The organism is Bosea sp. RAC05 (genome assembly GCF_001713455.1).
Taxonomy (GTDB): domain Bacteria; phylum Pseudomonadota; class Alphaproteobacteria; order Rhizobiales; family Beijerinckiaceae; genus Allobosea.
This window is the reverse complement of record NZ_CP016463.1, coordinates 417,798-437,083: the sequence shown is the minus strand read 5'-3', so window position 1 is coordinate 437,083 and position 19,286 is coordinate 417,798. Positions and strand designations below refer to the sequence as shown.

The following is a 19,286-nucleotide window of genomic DNA, read 5'->3' as shown; positions in this document are numbered from 1 at the left end:
TCAGCCGAAAACGATGTCGTCGAGGACGAGGCACTGCATGAAGACGTCGTACGTCGTGGCGTCGCCGTTGCCGGCCTTGAGATCGGCGAAGTGCCGCGGCGCCTTGTCGACCATCGTCGAGACCGCGCGGTTCAGGTCGCAGTTCGACAGGGTGCGCCGACCCTCGTTGTTGCCCTCGTCGAGGTTGGGATCCTCGAACTGAGCCTCGAAGGAAAAGGGCTGCTTGAAGAATTCTTGATGCCCCCACCAGACGACGCTGCTGCCGGGTTTCTCATAGCCTTCGAGCTTCGCTGCCCCGTGCAGCCAGTAGCGCGACCCGCCTTCGAGCGCGCCGACGATGGCCCCGTGGACTACCCTGATCGGCAGCGAGAGGGACGTGCTCACGGTCTGAGATGTGTCGGTCATGTCTGTGTCCTTTCTCAAGGCGATCAGCCGCTGGCGCTCGTGCAGGCAAAGGTGCCGTTGTCGAGATTGGCCAGGACGATACCGGCCCGGGCGGCCTGGCCGTCGTGGAGCTCGTGAAGCCTGGCTGCGTTGCGATCGATGACCGAGAGCGTGTCAGCGCATTCGAACAGGTAGAGGCGCTTGGGCATCTTTCCCAGCAGCTCGTCGAACTGCGTGATCCACTTCCGCTCCGCGGGAGTGAGCTTCGGCACAGACAGGTCGCTCTCAAATGTCGGCATGTGATCCTCGTTCTCGTATTCCAAATACCTATTCCATAAATTATCCCCCGTCAACAAAATTCCAGAAACCTATTCCAATTATTCAGATTGCGTGCTATGTGATTTCCCATGACGAAGCCTGTCCCTCCCCTCATCGGCTATGCCCGCGATGCGGCCGACGATCCGGATTTGCGCCTGCAGATGGCGGAGCTGGTGCGCTTCGGGGTTCGTCCGGCCGACATCTTCGTCGATGAGGCCGGCCGTGAACCGATCTCTAAGCGCCCGGCATTCGAGGCCATGTCGAGAAAGCTGAGCCCGGGATCAGTTCTGGTGATCTGGCGCCTTGATCGACTGGGCCGCGATTTGTCCGAGCTCGTACAAAACGCTGAGAAGATCCACGAGACAGGTGCTCATCTCTCATTGATCACCGAGAACATCGACAGTCGCACCGAGGCTGGGTGGCAGGCTTTTGAGGTGGTGGTCTTCCTCGCCCGCCTCGAACGCAATCTCACCCGCGAGCGAGCTCGCATCATCTCCCTGGCCCATGGCGCACAAGGCAAGCCAGTCGGGCGACCTTCTGATCTTACGGACGAAAAGAGAGCCGAGATCGTGTCCCTGCTGCTCTCTGGTCTGAACTTCGTACAGATCTCCAAGCGCGTCGGGCTCAGCAAATCCACCCTCTACAATCACAAGGCCGCTCTGCTGGCCGAGGCTGCCATTCTCGCAGCCGGCAACGATGCAAAAGGAGCCCTCGATGGCGAAGGCTAAGCTCCGCACCAGCCCTGGTCGCGGCAAGAAGTTCGATACGGTCTATTTCGACGTCGAGCACGTCATCGGCGAAGGCGAGGAGGGCAAAAGCCGCACCGCCATCCGGAAGGTCGAGATCGATCTCTACCTGGAGAAGCGCTTCGACCAGAAGGACGCACCGCCGCCGGCACAGACTATCGGCGTCGGTGTCTCGGCCCGCTGTGAGGAGACCGGCGACGCCGAGTTCGGTACCGATCTCAACGCCGTGCTGTCGGCCATCCGCGCCAAGCTCGATGCCCGCTTCAAGATCAAATGGGAGCGCTGGTTCCTCGTGAAGGTCGACCCGACGCGTTCATATGATGCATCGGGCGATGGGCTGCAGCTGTCATGGCGCGACATCGAGCGTGGCGTAACCTTCGGCGGCGACGTTCTGATGCGCTCGTACAACGTCAATGGCGATTGGCCGAACCGGTGGATCATCGAGCCATGGCCCAAGGTCGTGAAGGAGCAGGGCCGCATCGTCGCCGCCATTCCCGCCACAGGTGACAACGAGAAGGCTCTGCAGGTCTTCGCGGCCAAAATCGCGGAGCTGCGCAAAGCGCTCGCTGCCCTGGTTGCGCCTGACGAGATCGAACGCACCCTGATGCAGATCGCCGCCGCGCCGATCTCGGCGATGATCGAGCAGCGGCCGGCGGCCTGAGACATGGGCGAGGTCGTACAGCTCGGCGCCGGTTACCCTGATGAAAGCCTGCTCGACTTCCTGAAGCGCGAGGGGCCGGTTCGGACCGATTCAGTCGCAAACCGATTCGGCTGGACGCTGGCGGCCGCGCGTGGTCACCTCAGGCTGCTTGAGCAAAAGGGCCACATCGTCTCGCGGCTGGAAACCGTCCGCGGCAGACGAAGTGGGGGGCGGATCTACGGCTGGTCGATCGTGCCCGCCACCGGTGGTGACACCCCTCGGCCCTGAATGTCAGGCCGCAATGAGCGTCACCTTCACGCCTGACCGCTGCCGATCGACCCGAAAGAGGCGGATCGCGATCGCAAGCTCGGCGAACGCCGCGCGGAACTCCGGCATGATCTCCTGATCCGTTGGCAGCACGACCCAACGCTTGGCGCTCGATCCGGCACTGTGGGTCATCAGCTGTCCGATCGCCTTGTACAGAGAGTCCCGGTCGGTTTTAGGCTTGATCTCATAGATCTCGGTCAGCGCTCCGTTTCGCTTCACGAACAGATCGATGTGGACCGTGCTGGCAACCACCTCGCCTGGTCCTTGCCGCGCTGAGCGTTCCTCGAACAACGCATCGACGATGTCCCCGTGATAGCTCAGGTAGTCGATCTCGCCGGCCGATCGCTTGCCCCTCTTACGCCCTGAAAACTCCCTCCGGTACCGGTCCGTCTCCTCGACCTTGGCCCTGAACTCGTCGTTGTCGAGCGCCCCTGTCGATACCGCTTCCTTGAAACCTGAGACGAGCTGGACAAAGCGCCAGATGCGACCGGTCAGGTCGGCGCCGTCGATGTTTCCGATGATGATCCCGCTGCGCGTGTTGCCCTCGCCATCAGCGACCTTGACAAGCTCCGATTTCGACCAGGCTAGAAAGGCCGACTTGCCGATGCCTTTGCGCCCGCCGCCGACCTTTCCCGAATGCATCAGATAGGTGGCGCCATTGGCCGGATCCTGCGCGAAGAAGCCAGCGACCAGAGCCGCGTTCGTCTCAAGCGGGATGTTGATCTCGACCGTGATGTTCTGCGCCGCTCGACCTTCCTCAAAGATGCCGAAGCCGTTCCAGTAGCGCCGCGTCGATCCATCCTGATCGGGCGGGCTGAAGGCAGCCCAGAGTTCGCCATCGCCAAGCGAATAGACCTTGCGGTCGAAATTGCCGGCCGGAAAGCCGATGTTGCGCGTCCCAATGAAGCGCAGTGACGACCGGACGTTCTTTTCGACGACGGATTGCGCTCGCTTTTTGGTAGCGGTGGTGTCGACGAGCACGAGCATGGGTCACGGCCTTTGGTTGCGATGGTGAGCCTGGCACATCGGGCCGGCGCCTCAAACCGGGCCTGGTACGATGCAGCTGTCGCTTGCATCGGGATCCGCTAGGTTCGTCAATTGAATGGAGATACGCGCATGACCCGAACCCGTGAAGAGAACGCTGCAGACCTGGTTCGCGACGGCGCCTGGCGGGAGACGCTTCTGCCCGTTTATGTGATCGTGCGAGGCGAGGCGTCAGAGTCCGAAGATGAGGCCGTGCCCGGCATCTATCTTTGCTACGTCGACCCCAGCCTGAGCGATGGTGAGCGTGCCGAAGTGGCTCTCGACCACTTTCACGAGAACAACGGCATCGGCTGTCTCGACGATTTCTCGATCCGTGTCGTCGATGCCGACGGGAACGTTCTCCCGCGCCTCGAGGCCTATGAGAACGGCAGCCGCAGTGCCTATGGCGACTATGGCGACAGGCTCGAAGACGGCGATGCTCCCGCGGCGGTGAGCCGGCAGTTCGAGGGCGGCATCGCCGGGCCCGGCATCTGATTTGCTCAAGATCGATGCTGTTGGCGAAGGTTACGACGCTTCTGCTTCCGCTGCCACCATCGATATCCACCATTATCAGAGCTTTGCAGCTTGAGTTTTATGGATTTGATCATCGATCCATGAAACGGTGCTACTCGTTCCAGTGTGAGTACCAGTGACGGTGACGGCGATTTCTCTCCGATCAGGACGTGAGACCGGAGCCGGTGCATCCGGCGACGAGGGGCTGACACCGCTCGATGTTTTGCGTGTCATCAGGCGGCTCGGGAACAGAAAGTCCGCCCGAATGAGCAATCTGATGCTGATCATGGACATCTATGAGCTCAATATGGGAGAGGCTGCTCGTGTCTGCTCGGCCTACCGCATCCTCCCGGACACCCAGGTCGTGGCCGACAAGGCCGAGTATGCGCGCCATCTTGAGCCGGGTGACCAGCTGCTCTCGATCTCCGAGCTTCGCTGATGCCTGATCGCTATCCGCAGCTCGGACCCAGGTCGGCGGCGGCGACCGATGACGAAGCCATGCGGCTCGTTCGCGCAATCCACCCGACTGCGCACAAGGAGGGCTCGACTGGTTTCGAGCGAAGCTGGTGGATGGGACGGATCCTTGTCGCTCACCAGTGGCCGCAGCATCATCGTTCTCTCGAACCGCTCTGGGTTCGAGTCGCGCCCGCAGGAAAGGGACTGGAATGAAGCGGTCTCCCAAGGTCGAAATTCTGTCGAATAATGCAGGTGCTATCTGCGCGATCCTGGTCGGCGCCGACTACACATCTGAGCATGAGTGCGGCATCGGTGGCTTGCGGCACGCTGCCGGCGTGGAAATGCCAGCTCGACCACAGGGCATCGCCTCTCGCACGGCGGCCGGTCCTGTCCCCGTCTCGCTCGAAATCAAGAAGCGCATCGCCATTCCTGCCACTCGGCAGAAGGATACGGTCGCGATCCTGCGCTTCGGCAGCTTCGGTCCGTATCACGAGATCGATTACCGTTCGCACCTGTGGGGCACTGATCTGATCAGCGGCGCCTGGGAGGAGAACCGTCTGTGTCTCGTCGCACGCGGGGAGGCCGTCGAAGCTGTCTCCAAACTGGCTGAGGCCATGCAGCGCGGCGATTTCGCGATCTGGATGGGAGGCAGCTGCAGCAATCCGTTTGCGCGCTCCGGCGTCGTGCTGGCCATCCCCAGCGCGATCGATCCTGAGAAGCTGCAGTATATGCTCGACAGCGATCTCCAGCAGAATGCGCTTCTCGATGACGTTGACGCGACCGGGATCATCGAGCGGATCAAGGCCGCTCAAGAGCGCAACCCGGGCCGGTTCACAAAATGGCCGGACAAGTTCGGGTATCACGCTCTGTCGCCTGGTCGCACCCTGGGCTCTCGGGTAGGGCTGCCCAACCCGATCGAAACCAAGCACCCGGTCATGTTCTTCATGAACCCGATGGACCAGAAGTCCGTCAATTTCGGCTGGTTCACGGTCGAGGAACTCGACGCCTGGCTCGCAGGAAAGGGCCCCTGTCTCAAGTCGAACTGGGACAAGGATATGGCTCGCGCCGAAAATGACCGGATCCTGCAGGAAGCCAAGGGCGCTGAAACCGAGATCGAGGCCGAAGGTCCGCGGCCATGATGAGCAAGGCCGATTTCGACGAGGCAGTCTCCAGGCTCCATCGCCTGGGCTGGGCTCAAGGCGATATCGAATGGGCCGAGGGCATCTGCGAACCGAAGACGCCCGATGACTTCGCCCTGGAGACGATCTTCGTCATCTGCAATTCGGGGATGAAATTCGAGATCGCCCGGAAGATCTTCGACAAGGTCAAGGTCGCACTGCTCGCCGGCGAGAGTGCGTTCTCGGTTTTCCGTCATCCCGGCAAGGCTGGAGCCATCGACCGGATCTGGAAGGATCGCGAGTATCTCCACAGGGGCTTCTTGTTGGCCGCCGATCGGCTGGAGTTTCTGGCAGCGCTGCCTTGGATCGGCCAGATCACGAAGTACCACCTCGCGAAGAATTTCGGCGTGGATGTCGCCAAGCCCGACGTCCATCTCGATCGGCTTGCGCAGCTTCATGGTACCACCGCCCAGCTTCTCTGCGAGCATCTCGCTCGGCTCTCGAACTTCCGCGTCGCCACCGTAGACACCCTGATCTGGCGCGCCTGTGCCACGGGCGTCATCGATTCCAGAACCGGCAGGCTTGCAGCATGACGTCGGCCGCCTCACTTCTCGCCGCACCCATGACGCCTGCAGAGGCACGCGCTCATCGCATCGCGCTCAAGGCCGCCCAAGCTCACCAGTTGCGGGCCCTCGATCCCGGCTTCCCTGAAAACGGCCAGGTGGCTGATCTGGAAAGTGCCTGTATCGCCTACATGCAGGCCTATACCGCGGCGTTGATGCCGGAACCGGTCGTTCCCCCTGCTGCAGTTCACCCGGTGATGGCTCTGGCATCGAATGTCTGCCGATCGGCGGCCGAGTATTTCTCGAAGACCGTGGGCTATTACAGTGCCGAAGACGCCGCTCGGAGCTTTGGCTACAGCGCCGCCACGATCCTGACGGCTCATGCCACTGCAGCCGCGCAACCGCTGCTGAAGCAGTACGGCTCCGCGGCCATGCGGCAGGCTATGGCCGCGGCCGCCGAGCTTTGCCAGGTCAAGATGCGGGAGATGCAGCAGCGCACCGGCGCCTATGATCGCCAGCGTGTCGCCCGCGATTATGCCGAGATGGCCCGCGCCATCGAATGTCTGAGCTTCGCCCCCGGCAGCTCAGAGATGATCGCAAGCGAGGTCGCATGATCTGGCCCTTCTCGAAACTCGGCCCGGAGCGACCTCAGCCTCAAATCGATGCCGACGCTGCTGCCGAGCGGCGACGGCGCGATCGTCAGCGTTCGTCGGCAAGCTCATCTTCAGACGGTGGAAACCCGGCCGGGTTCGGCGGAGCCAATCAGGCAGGCTGCGATACGGCCCCGAACGGCTGCGGAGGTGGCGGGGGCGGTGACGGCGGTGGGGGAGATGGCTAAGATGTCTGAAGCCTCCAGGCCTTCGTGGCGGCTGTTGCCTGTCGATGACGCGCAACGCCAGCACGCTGATAGCGCTCTTCCATTCGAGATGATTGCGGCGGGATCCGAAGCACTGGAGCGGTGCCGAGACGACCTGCAGTCGTATGTCGCCGGCGAGACCATCGATTGGGACGACGGCATGATCGCGGTCGCAGTCTACCGCGGCATGGTTGCAGCTGCGCCCGAGCCCGAGTTGGTCGGCGATCCTTCGCCAGCCGGCCGCGCTCCCGATCATGAGGGATATCGCGCAGCGCTCGATGCGTGCAGGGCTTTCGTCGAAGCCTGCGGCGGTAACCCGCCTGACTGGCTCAAGGACGAGTTTGCGCTCGCAGAAAGCGCGCTGGCGCAGGCGGCCGATGGCGCGTTCCGGATTGCTGGAACTGGCGCTACAGTCTGAACACTGGAGAACGCGGCATGTCAGATTCGAAATCCCCCAAGGCCGATGTCGACCTGGTCGATCTCGCCCAGCGTTGCCAGGACATCCTCGACTGGAAGTCCACCGGGCTGCTCAAGGGCCGCGCCCTGAAGGCTTTCTCGCAGACCGAACGCTTCGCCCCTTTCCGTGAGGATGAGCGCATTGGGCAGGCGGAGCTGGCTACGGTCGCTCAGGCGATGCAGGCGCTGGTCAGGCTTGTGCTTCCGGCCACGCCCAAGGCCGCACCCGCAGAAGACCAGCCCGAGATCGAGCTGGAGAGCCTCAGTGCCGAGCAGATCGACTTCCTGCTGTTCACGGCCCGCCTCAATGAAGCCAAGCTGGGCTCCAAGGGCGCAAACGGCGAGGTCATCGAGGTGGCGGACTCGCTTGTAGCGCTGGGCCTTTCCGAAAATCGGATGGATGGCCGCTGGCTGACGGACGCCGGCAAGCGTCTGGCTGCGTTGGCCGCCGAGCCCACCGCCCCGGCGCCCTGAGAGGACACGTCGTCTCATGGCAACAATCTCGATGACGGGCGTCCAGTGGAGGGCGTTTCTTGACGACCCGATTTCCTGGCCGGGCGACTCCTACGTCGAGGAGTGCATTCTCGTTTTTCGCGGTGAGGAAACCGATGACCTGGACGACGCTCTCGTTCAGGACGATGACATCGTGACGATCAAGGAAGGCTACGTCAGGCAGCCCGAGCCGCCCTACTCCATCTATGCGACCGTGGACATGGTCGAGCTAGCCCAGAAGTTCATGATCCGCCACCTGACGGTGAGCCAGGCCGTTCGCGTCGAGCCCGACCGGGTTGCCGAGGCGCTGGCGTCCGGCAAGGCGGCGAAGCTCAAAGTCGAGTGCCCCTACAATCCGGCGACCGCCAAGGCCCGGCCGAAATCACTGACCCTGACAGGCGCCGACTGGCGGGACTATCTCGCGTCAGAGCCGCCGGAATGGCCCAGCGACGGCTACGTCCACGACTGCATCGGCAAGGTGGACGACAAGGTCGTCGAGAACGATCTCGATACCGAGGCGTGCGCTCCTCATGCGATCGTCAAGGTCGAGAGCGGATCGATCGAATTCAACAGCGGCGCCGATGGCATCGATCTTGTGGATCATCTTGCGGGCTGGCTCTCGGAGCGCAAACTCGTGACCCTCGTCGTCCATGCTCGCAAGGAGCGACAGGACAAGCTGGCGGAGTGGATATCGAAGATCGGCGGTCAGGTCGTCGAGGCCAGGCCCGATCCCGCGGCACCTGTTCCATCCCCCTGATCCTGTGGCCTGCTCGGCCTCTGATCGTGGTTTGCAAGCTGCGAAGCTATGGTCAAACCAGTTTCTGGAGGATTCCATGCGATTGGTGATCGACGTTTCGCGGCCGCTCGAAAAGGCCGGCTACAACGAGACCGGTGTTCTCGCCGCCATGCTGCAGTTCTATATCGCGCGGGCTCATGGCGACGAGGCTTTTCCCGTCCCGGACGCCATGATTTTCCCCCGGACGGACAGCATTGCTGCGATCGGCGATCGCCTGCTGGGCAAGGCCGGCGATCACAACGCCGACTTTTCATTCGATGTCCATGAGGCGCCGTCGCAGCAGGGTGTGACGACCCCTGTCCTCTATCATGCCCAGGCCGTGATCTACGCCTGGCACGAATACAACTGGTACATCGAGGAGGCGACCGACGGCCTCTCGTGCGATCAGGCCGTGGGCGAAGCCGTCGATGAGCAAGCCTTGGGCTTCGATATCTCCCCGCTCGACTGGATGACGAAGAAGGGGATCAGCGAGCGCAGCCTGATCGTCATCGGCGAGCAGCCTTCTCCCTCACCGTGACGATCGCGCTATTCCTGCGGCTGGGGGTCTCGGCTCGATGAACATGACGGCCAAGAAGGCGCGCCTGAAAGCGCGCATCGCCGCGCCTCGAGGCAAAGGCTTCGTCTCCGGCACCCTCGACCTCGATGTCCGTTGCGTCTCCGCCAAAGCGGCGCCTGTCGTTCTGCGCGGGCCTGCCGGCATGGAATGGCGTCATCATGACGGTCAGCTGTGGCGCCCTGTGCGCGATGGCAAAGAGCTGCGCAGCCCTCATGTTCAGGCCGACTACACGGAAGCACGACGGGATCCAACTCTGGCGCTGGGCCTGCGCCTCCTCGGCGAAGCGTCGATGGACTGGGACATCAGTGGCGCTATCGATGCGTCCCTGGGCATTCATACGATGCGGTTCAATGGGACCAAGCGCGCTCAGCCGATCGCGAACATCGAGCGCGAGCCGCTGACAGCCCAGCTGCTGAAGCACGCACCCAATTTCATGGTCATCGGTGACGCCGTTTTCGAGCGGACGCTGGCGCCGATGATGGCGGTGCGCTTTCTTCATCAGATCGATGACAACAAGGGTAGAGTGCCACCGGACAGGCCACTGGTCCCGTTCTGGATCGAGCCGACCGGGCGACCGACCCTTCGGCAGGAACAACCTTTCTGGGCGGGTACCAATTCCGTCGGCTACCGGTCAGCGCCTGTCTATGGACTGTTCGAGCTGCAGGCGATCCGCGAGCTCGCCTTCAAGCATGAGCGAGCCGTCGACACGAGCCATCTCGATGCCGTTCGTTTCGAGGTTCTCGACGTCGAAGCCGTTCAAGGCGCGCGCGGCGATCTTGAAGCCTTTTCCTCCATGCGGCTTGGCCGGGCGCTCCTGACCGAGCTGATCGCCCAAAGGGTCAAATCGGTGCCGATGGAGCGGCTTCGGGCGGCGCATGAGCTGCGTCGCGTTTTCCACGCTCATGACGGCGCGGATCCTATTGCGGTGATGAGAGGCACCAACGACCGCTACAGCGCCTTCGATGTGTTCACCGCGGGTTCTGCGCCGAACTTGGACATGATCGTCCAACAGGCCATCGCGTCGATCGAGCGGCACCCGTTCCGCGCGATCGACCAGGACAGCCTCTACCAGATCGCAGTGGCCGTCTATCGAGACCGAAGCGTGTCTAACGCACTGACGACCGACGGGGATCTAGACGACCTCGGAGCGCTCTGCCCATGACCACGCTCACTGTTCCGGCCGTCTACACGATCAAGGCCATGCTGCGACGGGCACGCAACGCGTCGCTGATGCGTGCCATCGAGCAGGTGCCCGTGATCATCCGGGATGTCTGTCTAGATCAAGCACCGGTGGCCATCGAGGCCGATTATCAGAGCCGCGGGAGGGTTCGGTATCGCATCGTCGACGGGCAGCTGTACGGCCCCGTTTTTTCGACCCCTCATATGCAGGCGCATCAGGCGACCCTCATCAATTGTCGCAACCCGTTTCTGCCTGCGGACTTCAAGTCTCTTCTGCCGAAGCCAAACTATGAAGGGGTTCGTCTCGGCGGACCGCCGCGCCTGCTCGACCCGGTCCTCAATGCCAGCACCGCCACAATGCTTGACGAGGCCATGCTGTCGGTCCGCGAGGTTGTCGAGACCCATCGCGAAGAGGGCGTGGCCGATGCGCAAAAGGCCGCCGACCGCTGTGTGATGATCGATGGTGTCCTGTACCAGCCCAGTCTGGGGCCGGTCTATTCGATCAACAAGGCTGGCACCGTTATCGTCAGCGAAATCGACGATGCGCCAAGCCCCGTCTTTATCGCGCGACTGGACGAATGGCAGCGGCTGCCCGACATGATCGAAGCAGCCATCGATAGGCGCCCCAGCACGCAGCTGCAGCTGTTTCAGGCGAACATCCTGGTGTCAGGCTACCAGACCTTCGACAGCGATGCTCTCGCGATGGTTCGCACTGCCGCCGAGATCATGGACGGCGTCCCTGATCGGTATCTGTACAATTACAGCTTCCAGTACATGGAACTCTATTTCCGGTACCACTCTCCTGGCTTCGACCGGGACAGCGCATCGCCGGAACTCGCTCAGCTGTTGCGCGACTTCGCCGCCACGAAAAGTCGCGCTTACATCAACGGCGCCGGCAAGGACCGCATGCTCGACGGCTTCCGGCAGGCAGAGCTGATCTCACGCCGGCTTCAGCTCTCACCGGAACCGGAAAACGCCCCTAGAATGTGAGGGCGTTCAGGTCCTGATCGTCGTCGGCCGCCGCCGGCGACAATGCGCTGTCGACGAGAGACCAGCGCAGCATCTCTTCCTTGTAGATGTTGGAAGACGGGGCGCGACTGCCAGACTTGAGGCTCTCCCAGATCGGGACGAGGCGATCCATGGCCTCAGCGGTGCCCGCCGGCCCAGGGTTGTCGGTGAACACATCCCGGGCGTCGATCAGCTGATTGACGAGGTCCCTGCTCTCCCAGAGCAGATCCCGCATGAAGCATGCCAGCATAACCTTCATCTGCTCCGGGGCGATCGGGTTGACCGTCGGCTCAGGGAGAAGGTCATGGTCGAGATGGCTGATGAGCCCAGCGCCGCCGGGAGCGAGCGGAACGTGCCCTTTGAATGTCGCCAGGTAAGCGATCGCGTCGTCGATGCTGCGAAGCTGGAAGAGGCGCCAGGTCTCTGTGAACTCCTTGCGCTTCGTCGGGGCCGACATGTGCGATGAGCGACCCGCAACCGATGCTTCGAGAACCGTTGGGCCCTTGATTTCATCGTCATCGCCTTCGATTCGAGAGGTCTCGGGCGTGAGGTAAGGGCCAGTCCCCCTGGGTGCCAGGTGAGTTTCCAGCGTCTTTCGATCCTTGATCGCGAACGTCAGCCAGGCGCGACCGCCATCCTGTTTCAGCACGAGGTAGGGTGCATCGCAGCGAACGTAAACCTCATTGTCGATGACGCAGATCGACTGCGCTTGCAGATTGAGCAAGGCTTCTGCCTCGTTGCGCTTGGACTCGCCCCATTTGCGAACCTGCCAGTCAGGCACCTTGGTCGAGACGGCCCTCGGCTTGCGCTCCTGCCTGTATTCGGGTCGCGCCTTGAACGGGTCGTCGACCCAGGGGATCTCTCCACTGATCGCGTCGGCGAAGGTCTGAAGGTCGCAGCGCCGGCGGGCGCCTGGCGCCATCAGCGAGCGCCAATAGCCTTCAGATGTCCGTCGGACATCGATCAGACACGCATCCTCGCCCGAACCATAGGCCAGGGAAGCTGCGAGGGGCGCGTCCTGCCAGGCCACCTGCCTGATCGCGATCGGCATCGAGGCCATCGCCTGGAAGGTCCGGCCCTCGATCTTGCCGCGGCCTTCGGTCGGATAGTAGCCCTGGCCGTAGGTGAAGCCGACCTCGAGGATCAGACTGCCGTTGGTGGTCTCGAACGAGGTCATTGGAACTCCGGTGGCGCTCGTTTGCGCGCTCTTCCGGAATCCTGGGCACTTCAGATGAAAGGCACCAACCTCAGCGGATCTCGACCTTGTAGGAGAAGCCCTGGGCCGCGCCGCGTGAGCGCCGGTACTCGATGGGCTCACTGGCATAGTCATAAGCCACGCGAATGAGCTCGACGACCGGATCACCGACCTTCAGTCCCAGTTCCGCGTCCTCGCTGGTCGCGACGTCGATCATGAGCGTCTCGCTTGCCGATGCAATGAGCTGGCCGCAGCACTGCTCATAGATGGGGTAGAGCAGCCCGACGATATCGGCGAGATCGTATTCGAGAAGGCCCTCGAAACGGTCGAAGGGCAGCCAGATTGTCTCGAACAGCGCCGGCATGCCTTCGCTGACACTGATTCGTACGAGCTGGATGGCTTCCTGATCGGTACGGAGCCTGAGAATGTCCCGGATCTGCTCTGGAGGGAGCGTTACCTTCCGGTCGATCACCCGGCCTGACGTCGTCTGCCCCTCGTCGGGCTCATAGCCCTCGGCAGATCCCTGCTCGCTTCGAGGAGAGCGCCGGAAGGAGCGATACATCGAGTCGCGGAATGCAGGCCTCGTGATGAACGTGCCGCGGCCGCGATAGCGGATAAGCAGCCCGTCATCGACAAGCATCTGGATGCCTTTTCGGACGGTTCCGAGTGATACCTTGAGGGTACGAGCCAGCTCTGTTTCAGGGGGTATGGGCTCTGTTGTCTTCCATCGGCCTTCGGAGATGTTTTTGGCGAACTGATCTCTCAGCTGCTGGTAAATTGGCACTCTGCTGTCAGTGGACGATGACATCGTGATCTTCATGTTCAACGTCCACCAGCCGGCCTGTTCCGACGGTAGAGCCAGTCAGATAGAATGGTTCCTAGAACCTGCGCGTTCCTGATAATCGGAGAGTTTCACCCGCCTTCATGAACCCGCAGCCCCCTGCCAGATCCGCAGCCAGTTAATCCGGTCGCGGAGGGCCGCACAAGCCGCATTCAGGATCGAAAAGATGCTCATTCTTGCACAGTGGCCGAATCTGGCCGACTGCGTTCGGAATGGCACACAAATCCTCGATCGAGAACATAGCGGCCGGAGATTGCAAAAGACCCCAGCTCAAAGCTTCAGCATTCATGTGCGCTACCGGCCTTCTGCTTATCTTGATTTAGAGCCACTTCTCGACCTGCAGGGCGCTGGCAGGCACATCAGCGACGACAACTCGGTCGGGTAGGAATTCGAGTGGGTTGCTCATCCTATTGCTGATCTCCGGCTGATTCGAAGCAATGGCCCGCCAATTTCCGAACACAGTTGTTCAGTCTCCGCTTTAATGTTTGACATTTTCCGGAAACATTCGCGAGCTGGTCAGCGAGGGCAAACGGCACTGCCGCTATAGTCCTCATCGGGCTCGCGTACCTGCATCAGGCTCCGCTCCAGCACGCCGAGATCGACATGGCGCTTGCAGTTTGTCGCTGACGCCTTCGCCCAGGTGTCTGCCGTTCCCCCTGCTTTCAGACCAGCCATGATAGCGGGCGTGTCTCCCGGCCAGTCTCGGGTCGCAGATCCGTCGCCGAAGGTGAATGCCAGCACCATCGATGCGCTCGCGGCCACTTGCGTGTTGCGCTGCTTGAAGCCCCGACCGATCACGATCTTGGCGCCGGCCCGGCCGGCCTGTGCGATCTCCTTCAGGCCGGGAACGCCCGTCTTCCGCATGAAACCGGAATGGTAGAAGTTGGCAGCTCGGCCATCGCCTCGATCTGCATAGCGACAGCCATCGTCGTCCCAGGCAGCCGGCAGATATAGAACCAGCTCCGGAACGCTTCCCTCCAGGAACAGCGTCACTGCAACATGGTCGGCGAATGCTGCGCCACCGGAGACCAGGCAACGCACGTCGTGGTCATGAACCATGGCTCGTGCCTGCGCGCACATCGCGGCGTACAGGCTTCTCGTCATCCGGTTGGCGTCGGACTGGCGACCAGCAGAGCCGATGACGGCCAGCGATTTCTCGATCATCGACATGGTTGGTCTCGCCGTGCTCCCGGGCGGCAAATCAGAGTTCAGCGACCTTCGCACAATCGTCATGTCGAGAACAGCGCTTTCATGGATTGATGGCTTGCCGGCGCAATGTGACAGGCGTCGATCCATCGTAATCCACGGGCATTTTATCGATCAAACCACTCGTTCCTTGTCTCTAGCAAGGTACGCCCGTACAAACCTATGGTCAGCGCTTCCTACTGAGGGAGTCGACATGAGGGGCTGCCCAGTCAGCCCCGGCGTCAAGCCTTCCGCTTTTCGCTTTCGCAGGGCCCGGCACTCCCGCCAGTCGCCCGAACGAAACCCGTAGGCCGTAGCGCCAAACACATTGCGAGGACTTCCCCCATGAAGAAGCTCACGAGCTTCGTCGCGTTGCTTTTCTGCGGCCTGATGATGGCAGGCTGCGTCACCGTCGACGCCAAACTCGAAGGCGAGAAGACTCATGCTTCGGCCAAGAGCAACACCATCCGCTCGAAGGCAGGCTCGATCCACGCCCTCGTCACCCAGGTCGCCGAGCGCAAGGGGGTGCCGGCTTCGATCGCGCATGCCGTTGTGCGCAAGGAGAGCAACTACAATCCGGCACTGCGCGGCCGCGCCGGCGAGTGGGGCCTCACGCAGATCAAGTGCCCGACCGCGCGCGGTCTGGGGTTCAAGGGTGACTGCTCGCGACTGGCCGATCCCGAGACCAACCTGGTCTGGGGGCTGGAGCATCTGAGCCGGGCAATCGCCCGCGGCGGGCCCGGCTGCGTCGGTGTCGCGCTGCATCAGGCCGGTCTCTATGCCCGCCTGCGCTGCACCAGCTATGGCGTCAGCGTCATGCAGCTCGCCAGCAACTACTGAGCGACTTTCGGCTACCGCCGGACGATCACTTCAGCGCCTATGTCAACGAGCTCATAGAGCTCCGCGACATGGGCGTTGTGCATTCGAAAGCAGCCGCTCGACGCAGCCCTTCCGATAGACCCAGGCGCATTGGTGCCATGGATCCGAAGAGCTCCTGTATCGAGATAGATCGCCCTGATACCCATGGGGTTCCCTGGCCCCGGCGCGACATAGGCCGGCAGCGATGGCTTCTCGGCGCGCATCGATGCGGTGGGTCGCCAGGCCGGGTGCCGGGCTTTTCCGATCACCCGTGTCCGCCCCGACCATTGCTTGCCTTCCCGGCCGACGGCAATCGGCCATGAATGGGCTTCGCCCTCCCCGACGACGAGGTATAGCCGCCTTTCGCTCGTGTTGATGACGACCGAGCCCACCGGCCCGCCTCCATCCCACGCATAGATATCGAGAGCCAGCGCCGGTTGCAGCCAGAGACACGCCATCGCGGCCATGAAGCTCAGCCTTCTGACGCTTCTCCCGACCATGCTCATCTTGCTCCAACCCATGGCGTTGCCATGACCATATCTGCCCCTTGAAGGTTCGTTTGTCGAATTCGGCCATTGATCATATCGTTATTCCAACATGACGCGCCGCGTCGCGGTTTCCAGGACAGTCACATGCCTCACCCCGACCTCAACCGCCTCGCCAATGCGCCGACCTACCGGATGATCGAGACAGCCATTCCGGTCGCAGAAGCGCCCGATGACGCCGACATTGTCCTGTCCATTCCCAAGCGGGCTCTCAGGCTCGATGAAGGGATGCTGCTGGAGGGGCGTGACAACCCTCTTCCCCATGCCGTTTTCTCGGACATGGCGATCCGCTGCACAGATCAGGGCGCTCCCATCGTTCGTGCGACGATGCCCCTGTTCGTTCAGTTGCGGGCACTCAATCTCGCTCAGGAGCAGCTGGAGGCCGATCTTTCCGGTCATCGGGAGGATCTGATCGCCCTGCGTGCTGCGATGCCCGCCAACGTCACCGATATCGTCGACGATGAGATGCGCAAGGACGCCATGCTCTTCGACGTTCTTCGCGCTGATCCGCGCGATCCGAAGATGCCTCAGGCCGACCTCGATGCCGCGCCGGCGCCTGCACCGCATCGCCCGGAGATCGACCCTGTGCTTCTGCGCATGGAGGCTGATACGCGCATCGGCGTCGAGGAATGGACGCGCGTCATCGATCTCCCTCCCTACCAGTCAGAGCCGATCCGGGCGATCGCGCGCGAGATGCTGGCGCCCGTTCTGGGCAATGCCGCCGATCTTGAGGACATGCGGGTCCTGCCGCTGCCCAAGGACGAGGTCGAACGCTCCATGGCCGTGCGCAATTGGCTCCGCAAGGCGCCCGAGACCCGCGAGCTCCAGCCTTTCTCGACACCGGCCATGCCCGGCTACGCCACCAGCGCCCCGATCTTCTCGGAGAAGGATGGCGTCGGCGTCGTCTACTTCGAGGATTTCATGTCGGGGTATGCCTATGTCTTCCAGACAAATCCCGACCTCGTGCTCGATGTCGTCGTGGATCCCGACCGCCCGCCCCGGCCTTTCTAGGCAAATCTGGAGACGGTCGCCCACGGTATCGTCGTATCGACCGTCTTCGAAAAGGACCCGTTAACTGCCCCCTGATGGATTGGGCTGTCGATCCAATTTCGCGCTTGCCATCCAGCCCAGCCCGGTTCATGGTTCGTTCCATCGAAACCGCCAGCAGAGGAGTGGCGAGCATGACCTTCAGCCCCATTCACGCGACGGTTTTCGTATCCCGAGAGCGAGAGATGCGCACGGCCACCCGCGCTTCCATTCCCGCTATCGGAGATCACGATCATGACCACGCATGCCCAAGCCGCAACAGGCGGCACTGACTGTTCGATCCAGGACGACTTCGACCCCTGGACAGATGACCCGCTTCTCTCCGGGTCTTGCCTCGCCAAGGCTTCAGCTGCCGACAGGGACGACCTGATCGCCCTCTTTGCGTCCGACGCCTTCGCCGGCCAATCGACCAACTTCCAGGACTACGGCCTGTCTTTGGCCGCATGACGACAGCAATCCTTCCGGGCGGATTTTTCCGCCCGGATAATCCTTGCTCAATTTCCGGATTCCTTCGATATTCGTCTGAGTAGGTGGCAAACCTAAGAGGCGAAAACGGGATGAGCGGGTTGGAACGCAACGGGAAGGTGCACTGGTCCGATGTTGCTGTCGCCAGCCATCGTGCCCTGCGCTCGTTTGACGAGTTCATCCAGCCGATCCTCGTCGCCGAGGGGCTTGCCGATCTGGGCGTGGCCAACGTGCTCTTCCTGCTCAATGTGAGCGATGGCCCGACGCGCGTCGTCGACCTGGTCCGCGAACAGCGCTACGTCGGCTCGAATGCGTCTTACGCCATCTCTGCCCTGATCGAGTTCGGTCTCGCCGAGCGACATATGGACCCCATCGACAAGCGGGTCCGGGTTATCGAGCTGACGCCGCGCGGCCGCAAGCTCGCCCGCTCAGTCAGGCGCGTCTCGATCGGCGATGCCGACGAGATCAAGCGCGCGCTGGAGGCGGTCTCGGCGTTTGAGAGCCGCTGTGTGCCTATGAGGGCGGAAGCCTGAGGCTCAGCGCATGCCGGGGGGCGGCATGCGTGGCGGCGGTGAGCGCCTGGGCGCAGGACCATCCTGGAGATAGGCAGGCTTGACCCTTGTCGCCTGAGGCTCCGGGGTGAATCGGGTCCTGCGGTCGGCCGACATGGCTTCGAGCTCGTCGGGTCGCCAAAGCTCGCGGCTCTGGTAGGGCGTCATCAACGCCCCCTTCGCGTCGCGCATGAAGGCCGACGGGATCTTGAAGGTGTTGACCGGTGAGCCGATTTCGAGCGGATCGAGACAGGCCGCCACGCGGACCCGTTTGCCGGTCTTGCCGCCAAACGCCCACTCGTCCTCGTCGCAGATGATGGCGATGCTCGGCATGAAACCCGCACCGCGGCCTGTCGAATACAGCTTCGACAGGCGCCCCATGCTCTTGCCAGCCGTCTCGACGCGAGGGTCCAGTCCTTCACGCAGCGATTGCTCGCGTCCCATCGGCATGTGGAAGAGGGGCATCAGCTCGACCGGGCCCTTCGCGACGATCCCATTGGTCTCGACCAACCGCCGCACGAAAGCGTCAGGCTTCTCGCCGGGATCAAACCTGAACTCTTCCTGCCGATCGCGACAGCGAAGGAGAAAGCTGACATCGCCACCCGGGAACGCGCGCAGCTTGTGCTCGACGACCATGGCCGCGACATCGTCATGTGTCCTCACTGCCTTCGCTGCGGCCGGATCAGCCAGGCATGCGTACTGGGTGATGCCGCGCTTGGACACTGAGGTGTAGCTGGCCCGTGCCAACACCTTCATGACCTGGGCATGGCCCTGGATGCCGTCATGGGTGCGCCCTGCGATCCTGCCGACCACCAGCTCGTCGCGGTCGAGATAGCCCGCCTCGAAGACGATGACGTCGCCGGCGACGCTCGGGTGAATGACTTTGGAGCCATCCTTTTTGCCCGCGAGCGCATCGGCGAGGCTCACACCCCAGACATCGTTGCCCTGCCGCAGCCTGACAGGGGTTCCGGCCTTGCCTGCAACGCAGTCGGTCACGAGGGTGCCTTCGTAAGCCGTTTTGGCAAGGCGAACGGTCACGGCCCCGCGGTTGCGCGACAGCTGTTCCGTGGACGTCTCTTCCACCCGGCGGCTTTGCGCGATGCTCCCCAGACCCATGGTCATCTCCTGGCGACGAAGGCAGGGATCCATCGGCAAACCTGCGGACCCT

General features: G+C 62.4%; 27 protein-coding genes. 19 read left to right on the top strand and 8 right to left on the bottom strand.

The annotated features are described in order from the left end of the window. Both BSY19_RS02155 and BSY19_RS02150 read right to left on the bottom strand, forming a co-directional pair. The gene (locus tag BSY19_RS02155) at nt 1-405 is read right to left on the bottom strand and encodes a hypothetical protein (protein WP_069052668.1); all 405 of its coding nucleotides are present in this window, start codon (nt 403-405) and stop codon (nt 1-3) included. A gap of 23 nt (nt 406-428) precedes the next feature. Continuing rightward, nucleotides 429-683 carry a hypothetical protein gene (locus BSY19_RS02150; RefSeq protein ID WP_150129413.1) on the bottom strand — a complete coding sequence of 85 codons (255 nt, stop codon included), beginning with the start codon at nt 681-683 and terminating at the stop codon, nt 429-431. Nucleotides 684-791: 108 nt separating this feature from the next. Between BSY19_RS02150 and BSY19_RS02145 the strand changes: the two genes are divergently transcribed. Genes BSY19_RS02145 through BSY19_RS02135 form a run of 3 tightly spaced genes read left to right on the top strand, consistent with a single transcriptional unit; the run spans nt 792 to nt 2,376 of the window. Further along, on the top strand, nt 792-1,430 hold the full coding sequence (locus BSY19_RS02145) for a recombinase family protein (RefSeq protein WP_069052666.1): 639 nt from the start codon (nt 792-794) through the stop codon (nt 1,428-1,430). Beyond that, a complete protein-coding gene (locus BSY19_RS02140) occupies nt 1,417-2,109 on the top strand; it encodes a hypothetical protein (protein ID WP_069052665.1) in 693 nt (230 codons plus the stop codon). Before BSY19_RS02145 ends, BSY19_RS02140 begins: the two co-directional genes overlap by 14 nt. 3 nt (nt 2,110-2,112) lie before the next feature. After that, nucleotides 2,113-2,376, top strand: coding sequence for a FaeA/PapI family transcriptional regulator (locus BSY19_RS02135; protein WP_069052664.1), 264 nt, complete (start codon nt 2,113-2,115; stop codon nt 2,374-2,376). Between the two features lie 3 nt (nt 2,377-2,379). Here BSY19_RS02135 and BSY19_RS02130 read toward each other — a convergent pair whose 3' ends face one another. Beyond that, a complete protein-coding gene (locus BSY19_RS02130; protein WP_069052663.1) occupies nt 2,380-3,402 on the bottom strand; it encodes a hypothetical protein in 1,023 nt (340 codons plus the stop codon). 129 nt (nt 3,403-3,531) lie between these two features. Here BSY19_RS02130 and BSY19_RS02125 point away from each other — a divergent pair, with 129 nt between their 5' ends. From BSY19_RS02125 to BSY19_RS02080, 11 genes are all read left to right on the top strand, one after another. Next, nucleotides 3,532-3,933, top strand: coding sequence for a hypothetical protein (locus BSY19_RS02125; protein WP_069052662.1), 402 nt, complete (start codon nt 3,532-3,534; stop codon nt 3,931-3,933). 295 nt (nt 3,934-4,228) lie between these two features. Then, on the top strand, nt 4,229-4,390 hold the full coding sequence (locus BSY19_RS27785) for a hypothetical protein (RefSeq protein ID WP_210184369.1): 162 nt from the start codon (nt 4,229-4,231) through the stop codon (nt 4,388-4,390). Nucleotides 4,391-4,616: 226 nt separating this feature from the next. After that, the gene (locus BSY19_RS02120; RefSeq protein ID WP_069052661.1) at nt 4,617-5,546 is read left to right on the top strand and encodes a hypothetical protein; all 930 of its coding nucleotides are present in this window, start codon (nt 4,617-4,619) and stop codon (nt 5,544-5,546) included. After that, nucleotides 5,543-6,118: a hypothetical protein gene (locus tag BSY19_RS02115; RefSeq protein ID WP_069052660.1), complete on the top strand. Its 576-nt coding sequence runs from the start codon at nt 5,543-5,545 to the stop codon at nt 6,116-6,118. Before BSY19_RS02120 ends, BSY19_RS02115 begins: the two co-directional genes overlap by 4 nt. After that, nucleotides 6,115-6,702: a hypothetical protein gene (locus BSY19_RS27325; protein WP_150129412.1), complete on the top strand. Its 588-nt coding sequence runs from the start codon at nt 6,115-6,117 to the stop codon at nt 6,700-6,702. Before BSY19_RS02115 ends, BSY19_RS27325 begins: the two co-directional genes overlap by 4 nt. Nucleotides 6,703-6,927: 225 nt before the next feature. Beyond that, entirely contained in the window at nt 6,928-7,362 is a 435-nt protein-coding gene (locus BSY19_RS02105; RefSeq protein WP_150129411.1) for a hypothetical protein, read from the top strand. Nucleotides 7,363-7,379: 17 nt separating this feature from the next. Beyond that, nucleotides 7,380-7,874 (top strand): hypothetical protein, encoded by a 495-nt coding sequence (locus BSY19_RS02100; RefSeq protein ID WP_069052657.1) that lies wholly within the window; start codon nt 7,380-7,382, stop codon nt 7,872-7,874. 31 nt (nt 7,875-7,905) lie between these two features. Beyond that, nucleotides 7,906-8,649 (top strand): hypothetical protein, encoded by a 744-nt coding sequence (locus BSY19_RS02095; protein ID WP_150129410.1) that lies wholly within the window; start codon nt 7,906-7,908, stop codon nt 8,647-8,649. Nucleotides 8,650-8,725: 76 nt separating this feature from the next. Continuing rightward, nucleotides 8,726-9,205: a hypothetical protein gene (locus BSY19_RS02090; RefSeq protein WP_150129409.1), complete on the top strand. Its 480-nt coding sequence runs from the start codon at nt 8,726-8,728 to the stop codon at nt 9,203-9,205. 43 nt (nt 9,206-9,248) lie between these two features. Further along, nucleotides 9,249-10,406 (top strand): hypothetical protein, encoded by a 1,158-nt coding sequence (locus BSY19_RS02085; RefSeq protein ID WP_210184368.1) that lies wholly within the window; start codon nt 9,249-9,251, stop codon nt 10,404-10,406. Beyond that, a complete protein-coding gene (locus tag BSY19_RS02080; RefSeq protein WP_069052653.1) occupies nt 10,403-11,413 on the top strand; it encodes a hypothetical protein in 1,011 nt (336 codons plus the stop codon). Before BSY19_RS02085 ends, BSY19_RS02080 begins: the two co-directional genes overlap by 4 nt. Here the strand turns inward: BSY19_RS02080 and BSY19_RS02075 are convergent. Both BSY19_RS02075 and BSY19_RS02070 read right to left on the bottom strand, forming a co-directional pair. Then, on the bottom strand, nt 11,403-12,608 hold the full coding sequence (locus BSY19_RS02075; protein ID WP_069052652.1) for a hypothetical protein: 1,206 nt from the start codon (nt 12,606-12,608) through the stop codon (nt 11,403-11,405). The two genes, BSY19_RS02080 and BSY19_RS02075, sit on opposite strands and share 11 nt — an antisense overlap. Nucleotides 12,609-12,678: 70 nt before the next feature. Beyond that, a complete protein-coding gene (locus BSY19_RS02070) occupies nt 12,679-13,446 on the bottom strand; it encodes a GntR family transcriptional regulator (RefSeq protein ID WP_083247328.1) in 768 nt (255 codons plus the stop codon). A gap of 187 nt (nt 13,447-13,633) precedes the next feature. On the opposite strand from BSY19_RS02070, the gene BSY19_RS27320 reads away from it, so the two are divergent. Then, on the top strand, nt 13,634-13,852 hold the full coding sequence (locus BSY19_RS27320) for a hypothetical protein (RefSeq protein WP_150129408.1): 219 nt from the start codon (nt 13,634-13,636) through the stop codon (nt 13,850-13,852). A 131-nt stretch (nt 13,853-13,983) separates the two neighbouring features. On the opposite strand, the gene BSY19_RS02065 is transcribed toward BSY19_RS27320, so the two are convergent. Further along, nucleotides 13,984-14,637 carry a hypothetical protein gene (locus tag BSY19_RS02065; RefSeq protein WP_069052651.1) on the bottom strand — a complete coding sequence of 218 codons (654 nt, stop codon included), beginning with the start codon at nt 14,635-14,637 and terminating at the stop codon, nt 13,984-13,986. Nucleotides 14,638-14,997: 360 nt separating this feature from the next. Here BSY19_RS02065 and BSY19_RS02060 point away from each other — a divergent pair, with 360 nt between their 5' ends. Continuing rightward, the gene (locus tag BSY19_RS02060; protein WP_069052650.1) at nt 14,998-15,492 is read left to right on the top strand and encodes a transglycosylase SLT domain-containing protein; all 495 of its coding nucleotides are present in this window, start codon (nt 14,998-15,000) and stop codon (nt 15,490-15,492) included. Between the two features lie 11 nt (nt 15,493-15,503). Here BSY19_RS02060 and BSY19_RS02055 read toward each other — a convergent pair whose 3' ends face one another. Beyond that, complete coding sequence (locus tag BSY19_RS02055) at nt 15,504-15,968, bottom strand: L,D-transpeptidase (RefSeq protein ID WP_442856650.1); 465 nt, start codon at nt 15,966-15,968, stop codon at nt 15,504-15,506. Between the two features lie 174 nt (nt 15,969-16,142). On the opposite strand from BSY19_RS02055, the gene BSY19_RS02050 reads away from it, so the two are divergent. The 3 genes from BSY19_RS02050 to BSY19_RS02040 all read left to right on the top strand — a co-directional run bounded on the left by BSY19_RS02050 (nt 16,143) and on the right by BSY19_RS02040 (nt 18,100). Continuing rightward, on the top strand, nt 16,143-17,066 hold the full coding sequence (locus tag BSY19_RS02050) for a hypothetical protein (RefSeq protein WP_069052648.1): 924 nt from the start codon (nt 16,143-16,145) through the stop codon (nt 17,064-17,066). A gap of 270 nt (nt 17,067-17,336) precedes the next feature. Further along, nucleotides 17,337-17,549 carry a hypothetical protein gene (locus tag BSY19_RS02045; RefSeq protein ID WP_069052647.1) on the top strand — a complete coding sequence of 71 codons (213 nt, stop codon included), beginning with the start codon at nt 17,337-17,339 and terminating at the stop codon, nt 17,547-17,549. Between the two features lie 110 nt (nt 17,550-17,659). Further along, nucleotides 17,660-18,100: a MarR family winged helix-turn-helix transcriptional regulator gene (locus tag BSY19_RS02040; RefSeq protein WP_083247327.1), complete on the top strand. Its 441-nt coding sequence runs from the start codon at nt 17,660-17,662 to the stop codon at nt 18,098-18,100. 3 nt (nt 18,101-18,103) lie between these two features. Here the strand turns inward: BSY19_RS02040 and BSY19_RS02035 are convergent, their stop codons facing one another. After that, the gene (locus BSY19_RS02035) at nt 18,104-19,240 is read right to left on the bottom strand and encodes a hypothetical protein (protein ID WP_210184367.1); all 1,137 of its coding nucleotides are present in this window, start codon (nt 19,238-19,240) and stop codon (nt 18,104-18,106) included. Nucleotides 19,241-19,286 lie beyond the last annotated feature (46 nt).